Genomic DNA, 22,561 nt, shown 5'->3' on the forward strand with positions numbered 1-22,561 from the left:
GTAGGCGTACCGGGCCCGCCCCTTCTCCGTATGTCTGTTACGCCTTCTTCTCGGCGCACTCCACGCAGGTGCCGAAGATCTCGACGGTGTGCGCGACGTTCACATAGCCGTGCTGGGCGGCGATCATCTCGGCCCACTGCTCGACGGCCGGCCCCTCGACCTCCACGGCCTTGCCGCAGAGCCGGCAGACCAGGTGGTGGTGGTGGTCGCCGGTCGAGCACCGCCGGTAGACGGCCTCGCCCTCGGTGGTGCGCAGGACGTCGACCTCACCGGCGTCGGCGAGGGACTGCAGGGTCCGGTAGACCGTCGTGAGGCCCACGGAGTCGCCGCGGTGTTTGAGGACGTCGTGCAGCTCCTGGGCGCTGCGGAACTCGTCGACCTCGTCGAGCGCCGCCGCCACCGCCGCCCGCTGCCGGGTGGACCGGCCGCGTACCGGCGCTGCGTTCGTGCCACTGATCGGCGCCGTGGCCACAGGTGCCTCCTCGTGTCGCCCGTACATGTGTCGGGCCATTGTGCCAGCCCCGCCGGGTGCCTCCGGCGAACACGTACGGTGCGACACCGTCACACGCACCGCTGTCACACCCGTACGTCGTCCCGGTCCCGGCGGGCTGCCGGTACTTCCAGGGTGCACTCGGCCCCCTTCACCTCGCTCGCCCGGGCCCGGCGTCGCGCGAGCGGAGCGGCGAGCGCGGTCAGCGCGACGAAGACCGCGATGGCCAGCAGCACGATCGTCGCGCCGGGCGGAACGTCCTGGTAGTACGAGGTCACGGTGCCGGTGAGGGTCACGGCCGTGCCGATCACCACGGACAGCACGAAGGTGACCCTGAAGGACTTGGTGATCTGCTGGGCGGCCGCCACCGGCACCACCATCAGCGCGCTGACCAGCAGCAGGCCGACGACCCGCATCGCGACGGTCACGGTCACCGCGGCGGTCACCGCGACCAGCAGGTTCAGCACCCGCACCGGAAGACCGGAGACCCGGGCGAACTCCTCGTCCTGGCTGACCGCGAACAACTGCCGCCGCAGCCCCACCGTGACCAGCACCACGAAGGCCGCCAGGACACAGATGGCGACGACGTCGGACTCGGAGACGGTGGCGAGCGAGCCGAAGAGGTACGAGGTCAGATTGGCGTTGGAGCCCGTGTCGGACAGGTTGATCAGCATGACGCCGCCCGCCATGCCGCCGTAGAACAGCATCGCCAGGGCGAGGTCGCCGCGCGTGTGCCCGTACCAGCGGATCAGCTCCATGACGACCGCACCGGCCACCGCGACGGCCGTGGCCATCCAGACGGGGCTGGTGGAGAGCAGGAAGCCGAGGCCGACGCCGGTCATCGCGATGTGCCCGATGCCGTCGCCCATCAGGGCCTGCCGGCGCTGCACCAGGTAGATGCCGATGGCGGGCGCGGTGATGCCGACCAGCACGGCCGCGATGAGCGCCCGCTGCATGAAGGGAGGGTTCAGGAATTCGAGGAGCATCAGGTCAGCAGTCCCGTCCGGACGGGCTCGGCGGCCGCGTGGGGGTGTACGTGGTCGTGGCCGGGCAGGGCGTGCTGGCCGAGCGCCTCGGGCGGCGGCCCGTCGTGCGTGACGCAGCCGTCGCGCAGGACGACGGCCCGGTCGATCAGCGGCTCCAGCGGGCCCAGCTCGTGCAGCACCAGCAGCACGGAGGTGCCCAGCGCCACCTGCTCGCGCAGGGTCGAGGCCAGGATCTCCTGGCTGGCCAGGTCCACCCCGGCCATCGGCTCGTCCATGATCAGCAGCTCCGGCTCGGAGGCCAGGGCGCGGGCGATCAGCACCCGCTGGTGCTGGCCGCCCGACAGGGCGCTCACGGAGTCCTTGGCGCGGTCGGCCAGGCCCACCAGCTCGATCGCCCGGTCCACGGCCGCCCGGTCCGCCCTCCCGGGCCACCGCAGCCCCGTACGGGACAGCCGGCCGGAGGCGACGACCTCGCGGATCGTGGCGGGCACGCCGCCCGCGGCCGTGGTGCGCTGCGGGACGTACCCGATCCGGCCCCACCGGCGGAAGCGGCGCAGCTCGGTGCCGAACAGCTCGACGCTGCCGCCGGTCAGCGGGACCTGCCCGATGACCGACCGTACGGCGGTGGACTTGCCGGAGCCGTTGGCGCCGAGCAGCGCGACGACCTCGCCGCGGAGCACGGTCAGGTCCACGCCGCGCAGCACGGGGCGCGCGCCGAGGGTGGCCGTGGCGGCGCGCAGGCTGATCACGGCCTCGCTGGGGGTGCTCTCACGCTCCGGCACGAGCGCCTCCGTTCCGAACGTCACAAGTGGTGCGGGTCACTTCGCGCCGAGTGCCTTCTGCAGCGCGGCGAGGTTGGACTCCATGACCTCGATGTAGTCAGCGCCCTGGGACTTGTCCGTGATTCCCTCCAGCGGGTCCAGGACGCCGGTCTTGAGGCCGGTGTCCTTCGCGAGGGTCTTCGCGGTCCGGTCGCTGGCGAGCGTCTCGAAGAAGACCGTGGTGGCCTTCTCCTTCTCCGCGATGGTGTGGATCTCCTGGATGCGTGCCGGGCTCGGCTCGGCCTCGGGGTCGACGCCCGCGATGCCCTGCTGGGTGAGCCCGTAGCGCTCGGCGAGGTAGCCGAAGGCGGAGTGGGTGGTGATGAAGGTCTTGGTGGCGGGGTCCTTCAGCCCGGTCTCGTACGCCGTGTTCAGCTCGCCCAGCTCGGCGACGAGGGCGGCGGTGTTCTTCTTGTAGTCGGCGGCGTGGTCGGGGTCGGCCTTCTCCAGCGACTTTCCGACACCCTTGGCGACCTCGGCGTACTTCACCGGGTCCAGCCAGATGTGCGGGTCGGCGCCGCCCTCCTCGCCGTGGTTGTGGCCGTCGCCCTCGGAGTGCTCCTCGGGGGCTTCCTCGCCCTCGTGGCCGTGCTCGTCCGCGTGCTCTTCGCCCTCGTGCCCGTGGTCGTGGCCGCTGACCTCGGAGCCGTGGTTCTCCAGCGTGGTGAGGGTCGCGGCGTCGACGGTGTTCTGCACACCGGACTGCTTGATCGCGTCGTCCACGGCGGGCTGGATGCCCTTGAGGTACAGCACGTAGTCGGACTCGCTGATGGAGCCGATCTGGCGCGGGGTGAGCTCCAGGTCGTGCGGCTCGACGCCCGGCTTGGTGAGGCTGGTGACGGCGACGTGCTCGCCGCCGATCTTCTCGGCCAGGAACTGCATCGGGTAGAACGACGCCGTCACCTTCAGCTTGCCGCCGTCGCTCCCGTCCGCCGCGTCGGAGGTGGAGCAGGCGGAGAGAGCGGTCAGACCGAGGGCGACTGCTCCGGCGACGGCGGTGGTGGGTATCAGGCGGCGTACGTTCATGACAGTCATTTTCAACAAAAGTGGAAACGATTGTCAACAAGACGGATGAGATGCCCGGAAGATCACGAGGTGGCGGCACACAGCCTCCTCCGGGCCCCTATCGATTTGATCCAGGGGGTGCACGCGCCGGTAACCTGAGTCATTCGCCGTTCGTCGTCGTCGTAATGAAGAGAGCACCGTGGCCGCCGACAAGATCGACACCATCGTCAGCCTGAGCAAGCGCCGTGGCTTCGTCTACCCCTGCAGTGAGATCTACGGCGGCCAGAAGGCCGCCTGGGACTACGGGCCGCTGGGCGTCGAGATGAAGGAGAACCTGAAGCGTCAGTGGTGGCGCTACATGGTCACCGCGCGCGAGGACGTGGTCGGTCTCGACTCGTCGGTCATCCTTGCCCCGGATGTCTGGGTCGCCTCCGGACACGTCGCCACCTTCTCGGACCCGCTGACCGAGTGCACCTCCTGTCACAAGCGCTACCGCGCCGACCACCTGGAGGAGGCGTACGAGGAGAAGCACGGCAAGCCGCCGGTCAACGGCCTCGCCGACCTCAACTGCCCCAACTGCGGCAACAAGGGCACCTTCACCGAGCCCAAGCAGTTCTCGGGTCTGCTCTCCACCCACCTCGGCCCGACCCAGGACTCCGGCTCGGTCGCCTACCTGCGCCCCGAGACCGCGCAGGGCATCTTCACCAACTTCGGCCAGGTGCTGCAGACCTCGCGCAAGAAGCCGCCGTTCGGCATCGCGCAGATGGGCAAGTCCTTCCGGAACGAGATCACTCCGGGCAACTTCATCTTCCGGACCCGTGAGTTCGAGCAGATGGAGATGGAGTTCTTCGTCAAGCCGGGCGAGGACGAGGAGTGGCAGCAGTACTGGATGGACCAGCGCTGGAACTGGTACACGGACCTCGGCATGCGCGAGGAGAACATGCGCTGGTTCGAGCACCCGAAGGAGAAGCTCTCCCACTACTCCAAGCGCACCGCCGACATCGAGTACCGCTTCCGCTTCGGCGGCAGCGAGTGGGGCGAGCTGGAGGGCGTGGCCAACCGCACCGACTACGACCTCAAGGCGCACTCCGAGGCGTCGGGCACCGACCTCCAGTACTACGACCAGGAGGCCAACGAGCGCTGGACGCCGTACGTCATCGAGCCCGCGGCCGGTGTCGGCCGCGCGATGCTGGCGTTCCTGCTCGACGCCTACGTCGAGGACGAGGCGCCGAACGCCAAGGGCGTCATGGAGAAGCGCACCGTGATGCGCCTCGACCCGCGCCTGGCCCCGGTCAAGGTCGCGGTCCTGCCGCTGTCCCGCAACCCGCAGCTCTCGCCGAAGGCCAAGGGCCTGGCGACCGACCTGCGCAAGAACTGGAACATCGAGTTCGACGACGCCGGCGCCATCGGCCGCCGCTACCGCCGTCAGGACGAGATCGGCACCCCGTTCTGCGTCACCGTCGACTTCGACACCCTCGACGACAACGCGGTGACCGTGCGCGAGCGCGACACCATGAAGCAGGAGCGCGTCTCGCTGGACCAGATCCAGGCGTACCTGGGCTCGCGTCTGCTCGGCTGCTGACACCTTCTTACGCTGCCGTACGCGCGTGAGGCCCCCGGTTCCGGGTACGGAACCGGGGGCTTCGTCGTACAGTCCACCGGAGCCCCCGCCGCCGTCCCGGGAGGTCCGCCATGCCGTCGATCACCACCAGCAAGGTCAGCAGATGGGACCAGCACGGCCGTGAACACGTCGTGCAGGTACGGAAGTCGGGCGTGACGCGCCAGCTGACCTGCTCCACCTGTGCGTGGCGGCGCTCGGCGCAGTTCCTGCCCTGGCTGAAGGCGGAGGAGCACCTGGCCGAGGCGCATCAGGCGACGGTCGACCCGACGGCCTGAGACTTTCGGTACCCGGAGACCTCCGAGTGGCCCGAAAACCTGGTGCGGGGCGCTCGGGGAGCGGGGTACGGTTTCCGCATGTCTTCGTTCTTCCAGATCTACGAGTGAGAGCGCGGCGGGTGAGAACACCCCGCCGCGGCCGGGGACCGGTGCGACCGGACCCGATCACCTTCACCTGACTCACTTCACCCTCCACATGGGAGAACGCCATGGCCAAGAGTCGTAACAACCTCCTCGGCGTCGGCGGACAGCGCAAGAAGCTGTCCCGAGCCGACCAGCAGGGCGCGGGTTCCGCCCGCACCGCCGACCGCAAGGTCGCCGAGGACAAGAAGCAGGAGCTGGTCCGCAAGATGCGCGAGCGCGCCGAGGCCCAGGCGGCCACGACCGCCGCCGAGCCGGGCGAGCAGGGCGACGACGCTTCGTCGGCGCAGAGCTGACGCCTCGGCGTTAGCGCCTCGTAGGTTCCGTACACTCCGTACGACCGTGGGCCCGGATCATCCGTGATCCGGGCCCATGTGCGTGTCCGCCGCGAAGGCAGTGACGCGACGGCGGTGCACTGGTTCATGGGGACGGGGGTCACCCTTCGGGAGAGTCCCCTGAGACGAGCCGCTCCGCGATCAGGTCGCCGAGCGGGTCGGTCACGTCCCAGGAGTGCGACGCGATGTGGTGGTCGAACAACGCGCACCGCCGCACGAGACCGGAGTCGAGCCGGCGAAGGACGGCGGGGCACCAGGGGGCGGGCTCGGCCCGGTGGGCGCGTTCCGTTCCGCTGCCGGTCCAGAAGAACCACAGGGCCGGTGAGTCGGGCGTCCTGCCCGGCCGGAGGTAGGCGGCGTGTTCGGGGTGCTGGTCGTCGTGCGTGCCGAGTTCGCACAGGACGTACGGCTCCGGATCGTCGGGGTCGTCCGTCCCGGGGGCGAGGAGCCGCAGCACGGCAGCAGGAGGAAGAAGCGTGACGGCGGTGCACTGGAGCACGTCGTTCAACTCCGGTTCGTGTCGCGGGATTACCGGTCGGCCGGGCGCCCACGCCACCCGGCGAGCGTCAGGCTCAGCCCGACGGCGGGATCGAGAACGGTGAACAGCGCGGGAAACCCCGCCTCCAGAGCCCGTATCGCGTGGTCCTGGTGTGCACCGTCGATGGCCCAGCGACGCAACTCCTCGGGGGCGTGCGACCCGTGGAAGCGGACCGGTTGGACATCGTCGGTCGGCAGCCGTACGGCATCGGGCGCGAGGGGGAGCCCGTGACCGTTGGCCAGGCGGAGGGCCTGCCGCCGGAGCCAGAGGAGGACGAGCCGCCGGTTCCGCACGACGACCCCGCCGAGGGTGGCGAACCGCTGCCCGTCGGAGACGGTGACCTCGGCCGCGTAACCCGTCACGTGGCGGCGTCGGGCGAGCCGGAACGGTACCCGGGGGAGGGGACGCGGCGTCACAGGACCTCACCCCGGCTACGGGCGTTGAGCCGAGCGGTACGGGCGCGGAGCTGCTCCATCAGGACTGCGGGCCGCACATGGCGGGGCTCGACCTCCCACTCCGCGCCACCCCCGACGGGCCGCAGCGACCAGTAGGGGCCGGCGACGCCCCGGAACTCGCCCACGCGGTCGGCGCGACTGGTGTCGACCATGAGGGTTCCGAGGGCGGGGAGGTCGGGGGGTTCCTGATTATTCGGGCATAAGTTCTCGCCGTACATCGATCGCTCCTCTCCGTAGCCGTTTGGCTACCGGGGCGATTCAGCGTGACCTAGGGTCGTGGCGTCTTCAACGTGGGGATCTGGGAGGGCACGTTGGTAAACGTCAAGGAACTCAACCCGGAAGCGAGCCCGCAGGCCGCTTTCGGTGCGCGTCTGCGCAGCATGCGCGAGGAGCGTGGCTGGATTCAGGATCAACTGGCTGACATGGTCGGCTGCTCGGGCAGGCACATCTCGGCGATCGAAACTGGCCGCAAACCGGCGACTCTGCCTTTCGCGAGGAAAGCGGACCGGTTATTTGATCTCATCGGTTCGAGCGAGTCGTTCGAGCGCCAGTGGCAGGAGATGAAGCACGGCAACCTGCTGGAGGGCTTCCCGGAGTACGTGGGGTACGAGGGCAGGGCGGTGGAGATCAGGCTGTTTGAGATTGGTCTCATCCCTGGCCTGTTGCAGACACCGGAGTACGCGCGGGCTGTTGCCGGTGGGGACGTGCAGCGCGGGTCCATCTCTGCGGAACAGGCCGATGAGCGAGTCTCGTTCCTGGCGGAGAGGCAGTTGGCTTTGGTGCGGCCGAGGCCGCCCATGGTGTTCGTCGTGATGGACGAGAGCTGCCTGTACCAAGCTGTCGGCGGCCCGGAGATCATGGACGCTCAGCTGCAACGGCTCCAGGAGATGGCCGCGTTGCCCAACTGGATCATTCAGGTGGCACCGTTCAGCCTGGGAGCGAGGCGGGCGTTCAATCTGCCGGTCAACCTGCTCACGCTTGCGGACCGTTCCATCGTCGCGTACGCCGAGTCTCAGGCGCTGGGGCATGTCGAGCGCGAAACTTCGTTCGTGGTGCCCATGCTCACGACCTACCATCAACTCCAGGGCGAGGCGCTGTCGAAGGCAGCGTCTGTGGCCAAGATCAGCCAGTTGCGAAAGGGCACCCCGTGACGACCGAATCCCCTCGTTGGTTCAAGTCCTCGTACAGCTCGAACGGCGGTAACTGCATCGAGGTCGCCGCGAACCTCGCCGCCGCGCACGGGATCGTCCCGGTCCGTGACTCCAAGCTCGTCGACGGCCCCGTGGTCACCGTCCCCGCCGCCTCCTTCACGGCGTTCGTCGCGGGCGTCCGGGGCGGGACGTTCGACACCGTCTGAGGAACCGAGCAGCAGGATGCCCCGCCGTGCCGCGCATGGTGGGGCACCCTGCTGCCTCCTTCGTGACGCGGAGTCGTACCTCGGTGACGTCGGGGCGGTCCGCGTCCTGCCGGGACGAGACGCCCGGGTCCACTTCGACCGTCGTCACGGCGTCCTCCCCGAGGCGGAAGCACATGAGGGCGGAGGAACAGCCGATCGTCAGCGGGCGCGCCGGATGCGGATCGGGCCGTGGGCTTCGGCCGGCTCGACGGGGCGGCCCCCTTGGACGATCTCCACCTGGCCTGCTTCGGCGAGCCGCTGAGCCGCGCGTCGGGCTGGTTCCATCAGGGAACGCCAGCCGTCGTCATCGCCCTGGTGTACTTTGCGCGCGGCTTCGGAGGGGCAGATGGTGGCGGTCGGGTCGCGATGCTCCAAGAGGTCGCGGATCGCCTGTTCCAAGCGCCTGTCGATCTGCTGCTCGCTTCGGGTCACCTTTCCAGGATGACATCAGCGCTACTGCCCGAGTGGCCGGACTGCCCGGCGGGCCGTGAGCAGGAGGCGGTGGCCTGCTGTCAGCGCACCGAAGAGACCAGCGACGGCAAGGGCGGGCTCCCCGCCCGGCAGGCCGCATTTCCGCCGTCTTCCTAACTGGGTGGGCTGGTGACGGCGGGCGCATTTGCTGTCCCGAGCCACCCGGATGCACTATCGGAGCAAGCTGGGAGTAATGATTCAAGCTGCTGCGGGCATGAGTGGGATATCACCCGAAAAGGAAGTAGAGGGGGCATCATGTTCGAGGCGGAGAATATCCGTGACTGGCGGGATCACGATGTTGTGGACGCCGAGGGAGACAAGATCGGATCCCTGGAATCCATCTACGTCGATACCACCACCGACCAGCCTGCCTTCGCGGCCGTCACCCTCGGGCTCCTCACCCGGAAGCGGATTGCTTTCGTCCCGTTGAACAATGCTGTGGTGTCGCCCTCGTACCTGAAGGTGGCCTGGCCGAAGCAGCTGGTCAAAGAGGCCCCCTCCATCGAAACCGATGGAGAACTGCTGGCTGAGGAAGAGCAGGGCATCTTCACCCACTACGGCCTGGAGTACGGATCTGGACCCGGGCGTCGCCTAGCCCGCCGCTGAGCGACATGTTGGGCCTGAAAGAGCACGCGCAGCGGGTTGGCCACATGTCTCCGGGCCCGGCCTCAGGGCTGAGCGCGGGCCACGTCTCGCCATTCTTCACACCCTTGAGTCCGCCGGATTCATGTACGCGTCTGGTTTTGCGGTCGATCAGGGATACCGCGGGGCGTGCGGTACTTTCGCAGAGCGCGATCAAGCGAAATGACAACAGAGAATTATCAACACGGCCTCAACGGGTGCAGGAAGAGCGCTCGTCCCGGAGAAGGAAGACCGGCTCATGGTGAATTCCATGCCGGGCAGGACTGGGCGGGGGTGAACCGTTGCCGCTCCGGAGTGGCCGGCTCCTCCCGAGACACAGCCCTCGCGGCCGCGCAACGCTCCGGAGGAGCCTCGCTCTGCCGACGATGTCGGCGGATCTGGCGTACGGCTCTCGCCCCATGTCCCGCCGACGCCCTCGATGTCCCAGCGCAGACCGGGAACCAGCTCGTCACGCTGTGTTCGGGGCACGGGGTGAGTCCTGAGCGGAGAGCTCTTCGGCCAGTTCCATGCAGCGCAGCCGGGCGGGGGAGAAGTCGTAGGGCATCTTGCCGATGGCTTCGAGCGCGCTCATGGAGCCGGGCTCCCGTCTGCCGGGGCCGGCCCCGTCCTCGCCGTCCTCGGGATGCAGCTCGTCCCAGGCGTCGAAGAGGGCGTCGTCCTCCTCCTCCAGGCCGGACTCCTCGATGGCGGCGTGGAGGGCGCTCTCGAAGGCGTGCCGCTCGGCGGCCATCTGAGCCACCCGTGGATCGTCGACGGCGACGCTGTCATCGAGCGCCTCCTCGGCCTCGTCGATACGGTCGGACTCCTCCCGCAGAGTGGGATGCGTGGCCAGGACGATGAAGCGGGTGGCCTGGACGGCCGCGCCGAGCGGGCCGAAGATCCGCTCGGTGACCAGCAGAGTGTCCAGGTCCGCCTGACGCAGGGAGCCCTCGGGCAGGCTCCTGAGGCGGTCGGTGACGAAGTCGGAGAGCAGGCCCATCCGGCTGCCTTCGGTCCGCATCCGCCGCACGGCGGTCCGCTGCCGCCGCAGTTCCGCTTCCTGCTCGGCGAGGGTTTCCTCCAACCGCTCCAGGGTGCCCGCGATGCCGTCCCCGCTGTCCGCACCGGCGGAAGCCGTGCCGGTGGCAAGGGCGTCACGGATGTCGTCCAGGGCGATTCCGGCGTCGGCCATCCTGCGGATCCACAGCAGGCGGATCATGTCCTCGTACCCGTAGCGGCGGCGGTTGTCGCCGCCCCGCTCGGGCTCGGGGAGCAGGCCGATCTCGTGGTAGTGGCGAATCGCCCTCGGTGTGCTGCCGACGAAGGCGGCCGCGTCACCGATCCTGACCTGGCGGGGTGGCATGAAGGACGCGTGCATGAGACGGGGGCCTTTCCTCAAGGGACCGGGACGTGAGTCCACCGGACCACATGCCGCTACGGAAGGTGCAACCGGTGTCGACGGACCGCCGCCGGCCTTCTCCCAGGCATTCATGCACTTTGGCTTCGAGGTGGCCCCGAGGGCCGGGGCCATGGATTGTTCTTGCTTCCCGGCGTGAATGCTCTCCCCCAACAGGCCTGTGCAGTGCAGGCGTTGGCGTAAGTATGTCGCGGCGGTGAGGGCGGCGGACCGGTCGTCCCCACAGTTTTGAACCGCTTCCCGGGGGCAACCGGCTGCCATGGACACCAACACAGGCGCCGAAGAAGCTGCTCCGACCCAGGGCGACGAGAACCACCTCCTCCTCAGTGCCGACACCAACGGTGACGGCAAGCCGGATGTGTGGATGACGGACACGACCGGCGACGGCACAGCGGATGTCTACCAGTTCGACACCACCGGCGACGGTGCGATCGACGTGACGGTGATCGAGGGAGCGGAGGAACCCGGTACGGACCGGCTCGTCGTGGAGGGTGACGCCGGCCATCCCCAGGAGGTCTGAGTTCCCGTTCTCGGATTCTCGGATTCTCGGCGAAGGGCGCGAAGTGGCTGATCGGAAGGCGGCGCGCTGCTGTGGTTCGCGGCCGCGGTCTTCCCCGCCATCGACGGCCGGCAGCGGCAGGGCCTCGTTACCGGAGTTCGGGTCTACCGCCCTGGGCCCACAGTCACCACGCGTCGCCCCCGGGTGTGCCCGGCCCGGCTGTCGGCGTGCGCGGCCGCCGCGTCCGCGAGGGTGTAGGACTTCTCCACCGGGATGTGCAGCCGGCCGCGTGCGATGAGTGAGGCCGCCTCCGCCAGCGCGTCCGGCACGCTCCCCGCCACGCCGGAGAACCGGACGCCGAACCGCGGCGCGTCCAGGTCGGCGATGGAAACGACCTTCGCCGGATCACCGGTCAGCTCGACCAGTTCGGGGATCACGCCCGAGCCCGCCAGGTCGAGCGCCGCGTCGACCCGGCCCAGCCGTCGTACCCGCCCGGCCCAGCCTTCGCCGTACGTCGTGGCGAGCGCGCCCAGGCCGCGCAGGTAGTCCTGGTTGGCCGCCCCCGCCGTGCCGATGACCGGGATGCCCCGGTCGCGGGCGATCTGCAGCACCGCCGAACCGACTCCGCCGGACGCGCCGCTGACCAGCAACGTCTCTCCCGGGCGGGCGCCGACCTCGCGGATGACGCGCAGCGCGGTCTCCACCACGGACGGGTAGCCGGCCGCCTCCTCGAACGCCAGGCCCTCGGGCATCCGGGCCCAGGCCGACAGCACGGCGAACTCGGCGTAGGTGCTCGTCCCTTCGCCGAACACGTGGTCGCCGATCTCCACCCCCTCGACGCCGTCGCCGACCTCGTCCACCACCCCGGCGGCATCGATCCCCACCCCTGAAGGCAGTTCGACAGGGTGCGCGCCCAGGACCTGTCCCTCGCGCAGCCGCCAGTCGACCGGGTTCACCCCCGCCGCGCGCACGGAGACGCGTATCCGGCCGGGGCCCGCGTGGGGCTCCTCGGCATCGATGAGGCGCAGGACATCGGGGCCGCCGAACGCGGCGAAGCTCACTTTCTTCATGCGGCCGACCGTAACACTAACGGTTAGCTTTTTGGATCGGTTGCGTATACGGATTTGGTAGCGTCACGCCATGACCGAGCAGACCGGCCGCCGTGAACGCAAGAAGGCCGCGACCCGTCAGAAGATCGCCGACACGGCTCTGCGCCTCTTCCTGGAACGCGGTTACGAGGCCGTGGGCATCCGTGACGTGGCCGCCGAAGCCGACGTGGCGGTCACTACGCTCTTCTCCCACTTCGCCTCGAAGGAAGCGCTGGTCTTCGAACAGGACCGGGGCTTCGAGCAGGGTCTCCTGAGGGCGGTGTCCGACCGGGCTCCGGACGAGCCGCTGATCCCCTCGCTGCGCCGCGAGATCCACGCCCTGGTGCGCCACTGCACCGCGCCTGAGGCCGCCCCGGTCTGGAGCATGATCGAGTCGTCGCCGGCGCTGCGTGAGTACGAGGAGTCGATGCGGCTGCGCCACGCGGAGTCGCTGGCCGCGGCCGTCGCCGCCGACCTCGGCATTCCGGAGACGTCGATCGCCAGCCGGACGATCGCCCGTTTCGTGATCGACGCGTACGCGCTGGCCCGCGAGGCCGCCGATCCGGAGGCGGCGGTGGACGAGGTCTTCCGGATGATCGAGGCGGCCTGGGGGGCGGCCCACATCGACCGACCCGGCCGTCGCACGTAGGCCCGCGGAACGCATCCCGGTACGGCGGTCGCCCCGGCACGGTCACGTTCGGGCGATCACCGCGTGACCTGACAGGAGGGGCCGCGTTCATCAGTCATGCGAAAGATCATTACGTGCGGCCTGCTGGCCGCCGCTGCCCTGTCCGGCTCCGCCGCCACGCCCGCCTTCGCCGACAACGACAGCAACTTCGGGAGCGGGGTCAACGCGGCGAACAACTGGAACTTCACCGCCGCGGACGTGTGCGTCCAGGAACTCGCCGTGGTGCCCGCCCTGAGTGACTGGACCGGCGACCACAAGAACAACTGCTCCAACGGCAACGTCATCGACCACTCCGGTACCGAGGCACCGCCCGGCCCCTGAACCGGGGACGCCTCAGCGACGGTGCCGACGACCGCCCTCGTCACGGGGCCCCGCGGAAGAACCAGGGGCGGCGGCCACGAGGGCGGGATCGTGTCACTCAGTCCACGAGATCACGCCAGAAGGGTACGGTCGCTCGCGGCTGCGAGGCGTCGTCCCAGGGGAGCGGCCCGTTGAACTCCCGGTCGATGTAGTCCGCCAGATCGGTCCCGTAGTAGATGACGTCGGTCTGGGACACCGACAGGACGGGGTGCCCGTACGTCCCGCGGCCGGCCGGCAGATAGCGGTGCGAGGCGACCGGGACCATCCGCGGCACAGTGGCCAGCTCCGTACGCGCCACCTCAAGGGCCTCGGCCGGTGCGTCCGGCCTGGAACCCCACCGGGGCGACCAGAAGGAGTTGTACTCCACGTCGAACAGCACCCCGTCCACCGGCCGGGCGAGGGTCTCGCGCAGTTCGTCGGGGTCGCCGTCGCGCCAGTTCGGCCAGGGCTGCCGCCGGTGGGCCGGGGAAAGCCGCCCCTGGGGCAGCCCGGCCGCCAGGAAGGCTCGGTGGTCGTCGCCGAACTCGAACCCGAACTCTTCCTCGACGCGCGCGAACTCGGCGTCGGACAGGCCGGGCAAAAGGTCGACCCGCCCCAGCCGCGCCAGCCTGCGCGCGGCCTCCTCGCCCAGTCGGGCTCCTTCGTCGGTGGTCATTTCACGATCGTAGGCGCGCGCCCCGGACGCTTCTGCGGCGCGCCCGCCGGAGGGCGCCGGTGCGAGGGGCGTTTTGGCTGCTTCCGGTGGGCGGGTCAGACTGTGGGCGCTCTCCGCTCCACCCGCCCGCCGCTCTCCGCCCCACCTCCAGCCCGCCGCTCTCCCACTCCACCGCCTGCCGCTCTCCGCCCCACCTCCGGCCGCCGCTCTCCCGCTCCACCCCGCCCGCCGGGCTCCCGCTCCCCTCCCCGTCAGGAATCGCCGTGTCCCACGTCTCCGCCGCCTCCCGGGCGAGCAGCGCCGCCCCGCGCCCCGACGCGCACCGCTTCAGCGCCGTCATCAGCCGCATAGCCGAGGAGATGGCCGCCCGCGACGACCACGGTGCCCCGGCCGACTACATCCCGATGCTCGCCGGAGCCGACCCCCGGCGCTTCGGCATGGCCGTCGCGGAGCCGGACGGGACCGTCTATGGGGTCGGAGACTGGCGGCAGCCGTTCTCGACGCAGTCCATCTCCAAGGTCTTCGCCCTGGCGCTGGCGCTCTCCCTGGACGGCGAGCAGATATGGCGGGGCGTGGGCCGCGAGCCGTCGGGCAACCCCTTCAACTCCCTGGTGCAGCTGGAGTACGAGAACGGCATTCCCCGTAACCCGTTCATCAACGCCGGGGCCCTGGTGGTGACCGACCGGCTGCAGGCGCTGACCGGGGACGCGGCGGGGCAGGTGCGGGAGCTGCTGCGTACGGAGAGCGGCAACGGCGCCATCGACTTCGTACCGGAGGTCGCCGCCTCCGAAGCGGCCTACGGCGACCGCAATGCCGCGCTGGCCCACTTCATGGCCTCCTACGGCAACATCACGCTCCCGGTCCCCGAACTGCTCGCCGCCTACTTCCGCCAGTGCTCGATCGAGGCGTCCTGCGCGGACCTGGCCCTCTCCGCGGGGTTCCTTGCCCGGCACGGTGTCCGGGCCGACGGTTCCGCGCTGCTGACCCGCAGCCAGGCCAAGCAGGTCAACGCGGTCATGCTGACCTGCGGGACGTACGACGCCGCCGGGGAGTTCGCCTATCGGGTGGGGCTGCCGGGCAAGAGCGGCGTCGGCGGGGGCATCATCGCGATCGTGCCCGGAGTGTGCACGCTGTGCGTCTGGAGCCCGGGGCTCGACCGGCGCGGCAACTCGGTGGCGGGCGTGGCCGCCCTCGACCGGTTCACCACACTCACCGGGCTGTCCGTCTTCTGAGGTGCCGGCCCTGCGGAGGCTGAGAATCGCGGCCCCCGTGCACCAGAACGCCACCCGACGGTTCGCCCGGTTCCGTGGCGCGGGATCCGCCATCACGTGTGCCGGGACCTCGTAGCCGAAGAGGAACAGGTGGGCCATGTGTACCCTGCGGATTCGTCGTCCCGGAGACCTACCGGACCGGCCGGAGCGGTCGGTCCGGACCGCTCTCGATGCCAAGTGACTGTGTAGGCAGGGGACTTCGGGGCATCCGATCGATAGGCCGGTCCGCTTCCGGACCGGACCCCGGAGCGACCGTCCCGAAGGAGCGAGAAGATGGCTACGCAGTTCAGCAACCAGCCGACCGGGCAGCATCACCACGCGCCGCGGGGAGGCGCCGAAGGCAACGTCTTCAGCATCATCGCGATCATCCTCGGCGTGATCGGGCTCATCTTCCTGCCGATCGTCTTCGCCCTCGGTGGCCTGATCATGGCCATCATCGCCAAGACCGTCCGCCATGAGCGGCTCGCCACGGTCGCCATCGTGGTCTGCGCCGTCGGACTGGTCGGCGGAATGGTCCTCGGCCTCGTCTTCGCCGGCATGTGACCCACGGTCCCGCCGTCACCGGGCGGCCCACGGCCCCGGCCCCACCACGCACAGCGCGGTGGGGCCGCGTGACGTCCGGACGAACCCCGTGCGGCCCAGCCGGTACGGGCCCGGCTAGCCGATCTGCTCGGCCAGGGCGACGATGATCCCCGAGGGTCCGCGGAGGTCGCAGAGCCGGTAGGCGTTCTCGTACCGCGCGATCTCGCCGAGAAGTTCCGCGCCGTGGCGGCGCAGTCGGGCGACGTTGTCGTCGATGTCGTCGACGGCGAACATGACCCGGTGCAGGCCCAGAGTGTTGGGCGGCGGGGCGTCCGGTCCGGCGGTGACCGCCGCCGGGGCGAGGAACTTCGTCAGCTCCAGCTTGCCGTGGCCATCCGGGGTGCGCAGCATCGCAATGGCACTGCGGACGCCCTCCAGGCCGGTCATCCGGTCCGCCACGACGCCCTCGACCACCGCTTCGCCCTCCAGCTCCAGGCCCAGTTCGAGGAAGAAGGCGACGGCGGCCTCCAGGTCGTCGACGACGATGGCTACGTTGTCCATGCGCTGAACGGTCACGGGGTGCTCCTTCGTGGTCGCGGTCCTTCGTGGACTGCCTCTGCCCCTGGGACGGAGCCGGGTCCCGATTCTCGACACCGGGAGGCCGCGACATCCGGAGGCCGCGACATCCGGAGGCCGCGACACCCGGCAGCCGCGATCCCGACGGGAGGCGGCAGGACCAGGTAACCGCAGGCCGACCGGGCGATCCACGGCCTCGGAGTCCACGGCCCCGACGCCTCCGGCCCGTCACCCCTCCGGCGTACGCGACAATGGAGCAATGACCACGCTCGCCCCCGCCCTCCCGCAGCTCCGCATCGGCCCGCACACCGTGCGGCCGCCGGTCGTGCTGGCCCCGATGGCCGGCATCACCAACGCCCCGTTCCGGACGCTGTGCCGGGAGTTCTCCGGGGGCAAGGGGCTCTTCGTCAGCGAGATGATCACCACGCGGGCGCTGGTCGAGCGCAACGAGAAGACCATGCAGCTCATCCACTTCGACGCGACCGAGACCCCGCGCTCGATCCAGCTGTACGGAGTGGACCCGGTCACCGTCGGCAAAGCGGTCCGGATGATCGTGGACGAGGACCTGGCCGACCACATCGACCTGAACTTCGGCTGCCCGGTCCCCAAGGTCACCCGCAAGGGCGGCGGCTCCGCGCTCCCGTACAAGCGGCCGCTGCTGCGGGCCATCCTCAGGGAAGCCGTGTCCAACGCCGGGGACCTCCCCGTCACCATCAAGATGCGCAAGGGCATCGACGACGACCACCTCACCTTCCTCGACGCCGGTCGCATCGCCGTCGAGGAGGGCGTCACCGCCGTCGCCCTGCACGGGCGCACCACCGCCCAGCACTACGGCGGCACCGCCGACTGGGACGCCATCGCCCGGCTCAAGGAGCACGTCCCGGAGATCCCCGTGCTCGGCAACGGCGACATCTGGAGCGCCGACGACGCCCTGCGCATGATGCGCGAGACCGGCTGCGACGGCGTCGTGGTCGGACGCGGCTGCCTCGGCCGGCCCTGGCTCTTCGCCGACCTGGTGAACGCCATGGAGGGCAGTGCGGCCCGGCACACGCCCACCCTGAGCGAGGTCGCGGACGTCATGGTGCGCCACGCGACGCTGCTGGGGGAGTGGATCGGCGACGAGGCCCGTGGCGTGATCGACTTCCGCAAGCACGTCGCCTGGTATCTCAAGGGCTTCGCGGTCGGCTCCGAGATGCGCAAGAAGCTGGCGATCACCTCCTCGCTGGAGGAGCTGGCCGGACAGCTGCACGAGCTGGACCTCGGCCAGCCCTGGCCGGACGGGGCCGACGGCCCGCGCGGGCGCACCTCGGGCAACAACCGGGTCGTTCTGCCGGACGGCTGGCTGAAGGACCCGTACGACTGCGCCGGAATCAGCGCCGACGCGGAGCTGGACACCTCCGGCGGCTGAGCCCGTACGCGCCCTCCGGCGGTCGAGCCCGTACGCGCCCTCCAGCGGCTCAGCCGGTACGCATCTTCGGCGGTCGAGCCCGTACGCGTCTTCGGCGGCCGGGCCCGCACGCATCCTGGGTGGCTGATTCCGTACGCCTCCGGCGGCTGAGCTTCTACGGGCGGAAGTGCTCTAGGTTGGCTGACGTGAGTGCGCGGGGGCGGAGTTACCGATACGTCGGACCGGTCGAGCCGAAGGCTGCGGTCCGGCCTGGCAGCGGCGGGTCCCGGATCAGCTCGGCAGCTGAATTCGGCGACTGGATCGCTGGGCGATCGGCGGCGGAACTGGCCGAGCCGTTCACCTTCGTGGTCGGCGTGGACGGTGCGCTTCGGTTGGCGCCCCGACGGAGCGAGCACGTGGCCTGCGCCGGCGGAGCCATGGTCTTGAGCGCCGGCGAGATCAGTTTCGAGCGCGAGGCGGACCGGTGGGCCGTGAGCGAGGTCAGCAACCAGTCCACAGGGTATTGCCCCGACATCGGCTCCTGGACGGAAGTCGCTCGTGCTCTGGACTGCGTAGGGCTCGGACGACCCTCCGGCTTCACCCACGAGGTGGTGTTCCGCCGGTGTCCTGGCTGCCAGGAGCACAACATCGTGCGCGAGGACGACTTCGTCTGCGTCTTCTGCGGCAGCGATCTGCCGGAGATGTGGAACGTGGATCCCACCGCGTGATGGCCGACGGGCACAGCCACTCGTTTATCGCCGCGACGAAGACGGTCGCCTCGTAACGGACCGTGAGCTTGTCGCATCGCGGCTGGACGGGCGGTGTCGATATCGAGGCATGCAGGCCTTCGCGTGCACGCTCTACCTCGCCCAGCACCCCGAGAGCGCCCGGTTCTGGTGGAGGTTCGCCGCCGGCGCCGGACACAACAGTGCCCCACCATCCGGTCCGTCACCACTACCGGGTGCCTGGAAGCCGATGTCGAGCGCGTGGCCAACCGATTCACCGGCCGCATGCTGATGCACGTGGACGATCGTGGAGCCAACAGATACGTCCCAGTGCATCCGTCAGATCACCCCGCCCCATGTCCACATCAACGACTCCGGCACGGAGCAGTCACATGATCGGCCGGACAAGTCCTAGGGGCAGCCCGCCACGTGGCACCGGTAGGCGAGCTGTCGGCCGGGCCGTCGCGGAACCGCCGCTCATCTGATCGCGGTGACGGCAGCAGTGGAGCGGCACAGGGTGCCGCTCCACTGCTCTCGGGTGCCGCCTCACCCCCGGCGCCTGATGGGCCCGGTGGTGGCCGGGGCGCCGGCAAGGGCGTGCTCCCCCTCCTCCTTCGCGCGCTCGGCCGACGGCACCGTACGGACCACACCGCATCCCGGCCCGTACGCTGCCCGACCCCTACAGCGCCCGACCCGTACAGGGCGGCCGCGACCGGTCAGGGGCCCGGCCGAGCGGCCCGTGTCGCCGTCGAGGACTCCCCGGACGGCACAGCGTCCGCGCACGGCCGTGGGCTGTGCGGTGCTGGTGGCGCCCTCCCCGCTGCCGGTGGAGCCCGCGCGGTGGAGGACCTTCGCCCGTAGCCTGGAAGAGGTGGATCCCGGGGTGCTCAGCGACTGCCTGAGGCGTCCCGAGGCGTCCGGATCCTGAAATCCGGGGTCCGAATCGGGCGTGATTCACGCCACCCTTGATCGGGGTTGCGCTCAGATGAGCGAAAAGTGGCTGACTGCACTTCTGAAAGACGTGGCACTCAGTGCCACGTCGCTGTATTCGAGAAGTGTACTCACCTGCTGCGTGTAACGCTCAGGTGAGCGGAAAAGGTCAAGTTTCGGCTATGTTGCCTTCAGGAGGTGAAGGCAAGGATTCCCCTGCTTCGGCCGGGCGACCCTTTCGATCTGCTGGCGGACGGGTGGTTGCGGCCGCATGACGACCAAGTGGACGTACCCATACACCTTCGATCTGGGTATGTTCCTCGCCGTCAGGGCAGCCACCGCGTCCTCGAGGAGTCGAGACCCGTGTCGGAAAACAAAGATCCCCAGAAGTTCGTCTACGACTTCACCGAGGGCAACAAGGATCTGAAGGATCTTCTGGGCGGCAAGGGCGCCAACCTCGCCGAGATGACCAACCTCGGGTTGCCCGTCCCTCCGGGTTTCACGATCACCACCGAGGCCTGCAAGGTCTACCTGGACAGCGGCGACGCGCCGACCGCGCTGCGCGACGAGGTGAGTGCGCACCTCAAGGCGCTGGAAGAGCGCATGGGCAAGCAGCTCGGCCAGGCCGACGACCCGCTGCTGGTCTCCGTCCGCTCGGGCGCGAAGTTCTCCATGCCCGGCATGATGGACACGGTCCTGAACATCGGCCTCTCCGACGTCTCGGTCGCCGGTCTCGCCACCCAGTCCGGCGACGAGCGCTTCGCCTGGGACTCCTACCGCCGCCTCATCCAGATGTTCGGCAAGACCGTCCTCGGCGTCGACGGCGATCTCTTCGAGGAGGCCCTGGAGGCCGCCAAGCACGCGAAGAAGGTCACGGTCGACACCGACCTCGCCGCGGCCGACCTCAAGAAGCTCGTCAAGCAGTTCAAGAAGATCGTCGAGTCCGAGGCCGGACGCGACTTCCCGCAGGACGCGCGGGAGCAGATGGACCTGGCCATAAACGCGGTCTTCGACTCGTGGAACACCGACCGGGCCAAGCTCTACCGCCGCCAGGAGCGCATCCCCGGCGACCTCGGCACGGCCGTCAACGTCTGCTCGATGGTCTTCGGCAACCTGGGTCCCGACTCCGGTACGGGCGTCGCCTTCACCCGTGACCCGGCCAGCGGCCACCAGGGCGTCTACGGCGACTACCTCACGAACGCGCAGGGCGAGGACGTCGTCGCCGGTATCCGCAACACGGTGCCGCTCGCCGATCTGGAGTCGATCGACAAGAAGTCGTACGACCAGCTCATGCAGATCATGGAGAAGCTGGAGAACCACTACAAGGATCTCTGCGACATCGAGTTCACCATCGAGCGCGGCCAGCTCTGGATGCTCCAGACCCGCGTCGGCAAGCGCACCGCCGGGGCCGCCTTCCGGATCGCCACCCAGCTCGTCGACCAAGGCCTGATCGACGAGGCCGAGGCCCTCCAGCGGGTCAACGGCGCCCAGCTCGCCCAGCTGATGTTCCCGCGCTTCGACGACGAGGCGAAGACCGAGCTGCTCGGCCGGGGCATCGCCGCGTCCCCGGGCGCGGCCGTCGGCAAGGCCGTCTTCGACTCGTACACCGCGATCAAGTGGTCCCGCTCCGGCGAGAAGGTCATCCTGATCCGCCGCGAGACCAACCCCGACGACCTCGAAGGCATGATCGCCGCCGAGGGCATCCTGACCTCGCGCGGCGGCAAGACCTCGCACGCGGCGGTCGTGGCGCGCGGCATGGGCAAGACCTGTGTCTGCGGCGCCGAGGACCTGGAGGTCGACACCAAGCGCCGCCGGATGACGGTCGGCGGCACGGTGATCGAGGAGGGCGACCTCGTCTCGATCGACGGCTCCACCGGCAAGGTCTACCGGGGCGAGGTACCCGTTGTACCGTCCCCGGTCGTCGAGTACTTCGAGGGCCGCATGCACGCCGGGGCGGACGACGCCGACGAGCTGGTCGCCGCCGTGCACCGGATCATGGCGTACGCGGACCGGGTGCGCCGGCTGCGCGTGCGGGCCAACGCCGACAACGCCGAGGACGCCCTGCGCGCCCGCCGCTTCGGCGCCCAGGGCATCGGCCTGTGCCGCACCGAGCACATGTTCCTCGGCGAGCGCCGCGAGATGGTCGAGAAGCTGATCCTCGCGGACACCGACGACGAGCGCGAGACCGCACTCGCCGCTCTCCTCCCGCTCCAGAAGGCCGACTTCATCGAGCTGTTCGAGTCGATGGACGGACTGCCCGTCACCGTCCGCCTCCTCGACCCGCCGCTCCACGAGTTCCTGCCCGACATCACCGAGCTGTCGGTCCGCGTCGCGCTCGCCGAGTCCCGCAAGGACGCCAACGAGAACGACCTGCGCCTCCTCCAGGCCGTGCACAAGCTGCACGAGCAGAACCCGATGCTGGGCCTGCGCGGCGTGCGCCTGGGTCTGGTCATCCCCGGGCTGTTCGCGATGCAGGTGCGGGCGATCGCCGAGGCCGCCGCCCACCGCAAGAACGCCAAGGGCGACCCGCGCGCCGAGGTCATGATTCCGCTCGTCGGCACGGTCCAGGAGCTGGAGATCGTCCGCGAGGAGGCCGACCGGGTCATCGCCGAGGTCCAGGCCGCCACCGGCACCGACCTCAAGCTGACCATCGGCACCATGATCGAGCTGCCGCGCGCCGCGCTGACGGCCGGCCAGATCGCCGAGGCCGCGCAGTTCTTCTCCTTCGGTACGAACGACCTGACCCAGACGGTGTGGGGCTTCTCCCGCGACGACGTGGAGGCCTCGTTCTTCACCGCGTACCTGGAGAAGGGCATCTTCGGGGTCTCCCCGTTCGAGACCATCGACAAGGACGGCGTCGGCGCGCTGGTCCGCAGCGCCGTCGAGGCGGGCCGGGCCACCCGCCCGGACCTGAAGCTCGGCGTCTGCGGCGAGCACGGCGGCGACCCCGAGTCGGTGCACTTCTTCCACGAGGTGGGCCTGGACTACGTCTCCTGCTCGCCCTTCCGCATCCCGGTGGCCCGCCTTGAGGCCGGCCGGGCCGCAGCCGAGTCCCGGGGCAGTGACAGCCGCTGACCCGGGCTCACCGGTCCGGGGTGCACGAACACCCCGGATCTCCTGGGCAGGGCTGCACGAACAGCCCTGCCCACCGACCAAGGCCGCAGAGCGGCCTGCCTCTCCGGCGTCGCCGCCGGAAGCCGAGCCCGGCCCTCACCGGGCGCACCGGCCCGGCGGCGGCCCCGGAGCACCCGGAAGCGGCGGCACCCTGTGCGGGGGGGGGGGCGCGGC

27 protein-coding genes are annotated in these 22,561 nt (G+C 69.9%); 15 read left to right on the top strand and 12 right to left on the bottom strand.

Features of this window, described 5'->3' with window-relative positions:
• Positions 1-37: 37 nt before the first annotated feature.
• From ACFWRV_RS34145 to ACFWRV_RS34160, 4 genes are all read right to left on the bottom strand, one after another.
• Complete coding sequence (locus tag ACFWRV_RS34145; protein ID WP_384339800.1) at positions 38-472, bottom strand: Fur family transcriptional regulator; 435 nt, start codon at positions 470-472, stop codon at positions 38-40.
• Between the two features lie 104 nt (positions 473-576).
• The gene (locus ACFWRV_RS34150) at positions 577-1,476 is read right to left on the bottom strand and encodes a metal ABC transporter permease (RefSeq protein ID WP_384339801.1); all 900 of its coding nucleotides are present in this window, start codon (positions 1,474-1,476) and stop codon (positions 577-579) included.
• On the bottom strand, positions 1,476-2,258 hold the full coding sequence (locus ACFWRV_RS34155) for a metal ABC transporter ATP-binding protein (protein ID WP_384339802.1): 783 nt from the start codon (positions 2,256-2,258) through the stop codon (positions 1,476-1,478). The genes ACFWRV_RS34150 and ACFWRV_RS34155 overlap by 1 nt, the downstream gene beginning before the upstream one ends.
• Positions 2,259-2,294: 36 nt before the next feature.
• Positions 2,295-3,323, bottom strand: a complete 1,029-nt coding sequence (locus tag ACFWRV_RS34160; RefSeq protein WP_384339803.1) for a metal ABC transporter substrate-binding protein — start codon at positions 3,321-3,323, stop codon at positions 2,295-2,297.
• Between the two features lie 178 nt (positions 3,324-3,501).
• Between ACFWRV_RS34160 and ACFWRV_RS34165 the strand changes: the two genes are divergently transcribed.
• From ACFWRV_RS34165 to ACFWRV_RS34175, 3 genes are all read left to right on the top strand, one after another.
• Positions 3,502-4,884 carry a glycine--tRNA ligase gene (locus tag ACFWRV_RS34165; RefSeq protein ID WP_384339804.1) on the top strand — a complete coding sequence of 461 codons (1,383 nt, stop codon included), beginning with the start codon at positions 3,502-3,504 and terminating at the stop codon, positions 4,882-4,884.
• 110 nt (positions 4,885-4,994) lie between these two features.
• A complete protein-coding gene (locus ACFWRV_RS34170; protein ID WP_356562505.1) occupies positions 4,995-5,198 on the top strand; it encodes a hypothetical protein in 204 nt (67 codons plus the stop codon).
• Positions 5,199-5,407: 209 nt separating this feature from the next.
• Positions 5,408-5,635, top strand: coding sequence for a DUF6243 family protein (locus ACFWRV_RS34175; RefSeq protein ID WP_384339805.1), 228 nt, complete (start codon positions 5,408-5,410; stop codon positions 5,633-5,635).
• 139 nt (positions 5,636-5,774) lie between these two features.
• Here ACFWRV_RS34175 and ACFWRV_RS34180 read toward each other — a convergent pair whose 3' ends face one another.
• The 3 genes from ACFWRV_RS34180 to ACFWRV_RS34190 are packed head-to-tail and all read right to left on the bottom strand — an operon-like array spanning position 5,775 to position 6,885.
• Positions 5,775-6,173 carry a hypothetical protein gene (locus tag ACFWRV_RS34180; protein ID WP_384339822.1) on the bottom strand — a complete coding sequence of 133 codons (399 nt, stop codon included), beginning with the start codon at positions 6,171-6,173 and terminating at the stop codon, positions 5,775-5,777.
• Positions 6,174-6,202: 29 nt separating this feature from the next.
• A complete protein-coding gene (locus ACFWRV_RS34185) occupies positions 6,203-6,574 on the bottom strand; it encodes a hypothetical protein (protein WP_384339823.1) in 372 nt (123 codons plus the stop codon).
• Positions 6,575-6,624: 50 nt separating this feature from the next.
• Positions 6,625-6,885 carry a hypothetical protein gene (locus ACFWRV_RS34190; protein WP_384339806.1) on the bottom strand — a complete coding sequence of 87 codons (261 nt, stop codon included), beginning with the start codon at positions 6,883-6,885 and terminating at the stop codon, positions 6,625-6,627.
• 93 nt (positions 6,886-6,978) lie between these two features.
• Between ACFWRV_RS34190 and ACFWRV_RS34195 the strand changes: the two genes are divergently transcribed.
• A complete protein-coding gene (locus tag ACFWRV_RS34195; protein WP_384339824.1) occupies positions 6,979-7,818 on the top strand; it encodes a Scr1 family TA system antitoxin-like transcriptional regulator in 840 nt (279 codons plus the stop codon).
• Positions 7,815-8,024, top strand: a complete 210-nt coding sequence (locus ACFWRV_RS34200; protein WP_384339807.1) for a DUF397 domain-containing protein — start codon at positions 7,815-7,817, stop codon at positions 8,022-8,024. Before ACFWRV_RS34195 ends, ACFWRV_RS34200 begins: the two co-directional genes overlap by 4 nt.
• Positions 8,025-8,222: 198 nt before the next feature.
• Here ACFWRV_RS34200 and ACFWRV_RS34205 read toward each other — a convergent pair whose 3' ends face one another.
• Entirely contained in the window at positions 8,223-8,495 is a 273-nt protein-coding gene (locus ACFWRV_RS34205; protein ID WP_384339808.1) for a DUF3253 domain-containing protein, read from the bottom strand.
• A gap of 9 nt (positions 8,496-8,504) precedes the next feature.
• Here ACFWRV_RS34205 and ACFWRV_RS34210 point away from each other — a divergent pair, with 9 nt between their 5' ends.
• Entirely contained in the window at positions 8,505-8,651 is a 147-nt protein-coding gene (locus ACFWRV_RS34210) for a hypothetical protein (RefSeq protein WP_384339809.1), read from the top strand.
• A gap of 138 nt (positions 8,652-8,789) precedes the next feature.
• Positions 8,790-9,140, top strand: a complete 351-nt coding sequence (locus ACFWRV_RS34215; protein ID WP_384339810.1) for a PRC-barrel domain-containing protein — start codon at positions 8,790-8,792, stop codon at positions 9,138-9,140.
• Between the two features lie 484 nt (positions 9,141-9,624).
• Here ACFWRV_RS34215 and ACFWRV_RS34220 read toward each other — a convergent pair whose 3' ends face one another.
• On the bottom strand, positions 9,625-10,533 hold the full coding sequence (locus tag ACFWRV_RS34220; protein ID WP_384339811.1) for a MerR family transcriptional regulator: 909 nt from the start codon (positions 10,531-10,533) through the stop codon (positions 9,625-9,627).
• A gap of 298 nt (positions 10,534-10,831) precedes the next feature.
• On the opposite strand from ACFWRV_RS34220, the gene ACFWRV_RS34225 reads away from it, so the two are divergent.
• Positions 10,832-11,092: a hypothetical protein gene (locus tag ACFWRV_RS34225; protein ID WP_384339812.1), complete on the top strand. Its 261-nt coding sequence runs from the start codon at positions 10,832-10,834 to the stop codon at positions 11,090-11,092.
• A gap of 143 nt (positions 11,093-11,235) precedes the next feature.
• Here ACFWRV_RS34225 and ACFWRV_RS34230 read toward each other — a convergent pair whose 3' ends face one another.
• Entirely contained in the window at positions 11,236-12,141 is a 906-nt protein-coding gene (locus ACFWRV_RS34230) for an NADP-dependent oxidoreductase (protein WP_384339813.1), read from the bottom strand.
• Positions 12,142-12,211: 70 nt separating this feature from the next.
• On the opposite strand from ACFWRV_RS34230, the gene ACFWRV_RS34235 reads away from it, so the two are divergent.
• Both ACFWRV_RS34235 and ACFWRV_RS34240 read left to right on the top strand, forming a co-directional pair.
• Positions 12,212-12,808, top strand: a complete 597-nt coding sequence (locus ACFWRV_RS34235; RefSeq protein ID WP_384339814.1) for a TetR/AcrR family transcriptional regulator — start codon at positions 12,212-12,214, stop codon at positions 12,806-12,808.
• Between the two features lie 96 nt (positions 12,809-12,904).
• Entirely contained in the window at positions 12,905-13,168 is a 264-nt protein-coding gene (locus tag ACFWRV_RS34240) for a hypothetical protein (protein ID WP_384339815.1), read from the top strand.
• Positions 13,169-13,265: 97 nt separating this feature from the next.
• On the opposite strand, the gene ACFWRV_RS34245 is transcribed toward ACFWRV_RS34240, so the two are convergent.
• Positions 13,266-13,862, bottom strand: a complete 597-nt coding sequence (locus tag ACFWRV_RS34245; protein WP_384339816.1) for a hypothetical protein — start codon at positions 13,860-13,862, stop codon at positions 13,266-13,268.
• Between the two features lie 263 nt (positions 13,863-14,125).
• On the opposite strand from ACFWRV_RS34245, the gene ACFWRV_RS34250 reads away from it, so the two are divergent.
• Together ACFWRV_RS34250 and ACFWRV_RS34255 are read left to right on the top strand one after the other, a co-directional pair.
• Positions 14,126-15,094: a glutaminase gene (locus tag ACFWRV_RS34250; RefSeq protein ID WP_384339817.1), complete on the top strand. Its 969-nt coding sequence runs from the start codon at positions 14,126-14,128 to the stop codon at positions 15,092-15,094.
• A gap of 312 nt (positions 15,095-15,406) precedes the next feature.
• Complete coding sequence (locus ACFWRV_RS34255; protein ID WP_384339818.1) at positions 15,407-15,676, top strand: hypothetical protein; 270 nt, start codon at positions 15,407-15,409, stop codon at positions 15,674-15,676.
• Between the two features lie 114 nt (positions 15,677-15,790).
• Here the strand turns inward: ACFWRV_RS34255 and ACFWRV_RS34260 are convergent, their stop codons facing one another.
• Positions 15,791-16,216: a VOC family protein gene (locus ACFWRV_RS34260; RefSeq protein ID WP_384339825.1), complete on the bottom strand. Its 426-nt coding sequence runs from the start codon at positions 16,214-16,216 to the stop codon at positions 15,791-15,793.
• Positions 16,217-16,490: 274 nt separating this feature from the next.
• On the opposite strand from ACFWRV_RS34260, the gene dusB reads away from it, so the two are divergent.
• The 3 genes from dusB to ppdK all read left to right on the top strand — a co-directional run bounded on the left by dusB (position 16,491) and on the right by ppdK (position 22,348).
• Entirely contained in the window at positions 16,491-17,639 is a 1,149-nt protein-coding gene (gene dusB, locus ACFWRV_RS34265; protein WP_384339819.1) for a tRNA dihydrouridine synthase DusB, read from the top strand.
• Between the two features lie 185 nt (positions 17,640-17,824).
• A complete protein-coding gene (locus ACFWRV_RS34270; protein ID WP_384339820.1) occupies positions 17,825-18,346 on the top strand; it encodes a hypothetical protein in 522 nt (173 codons plus the stop codon).
• Between the two features lie 1,290 nt (positions 18,347-19,636).
• On the top strand, positions 19,637-22,348 hold the full coding sequence (ppdK, locus tag ACFWRV_RS34275) for a pyruvate, phosphate dikinase (protein ID WP_384339821.1): 2,712 nt from the start codon (positions 19,637-19,639) through the stop codon (positions 22,346-22,348).
• Positions 22,349-22,561 lie beyond the last annotated feature (213 nt).

The organism is Streptomyces sp. NPDC058576 (genome assembly GCF_042718715.1).
In the GTDB taxonomy this organism is placed as follows: domain Bacteria; phylum Actinomycetota; class Actinomycetes; order Streptomycetales; family Streptomycetaceae; genus Streptomyces.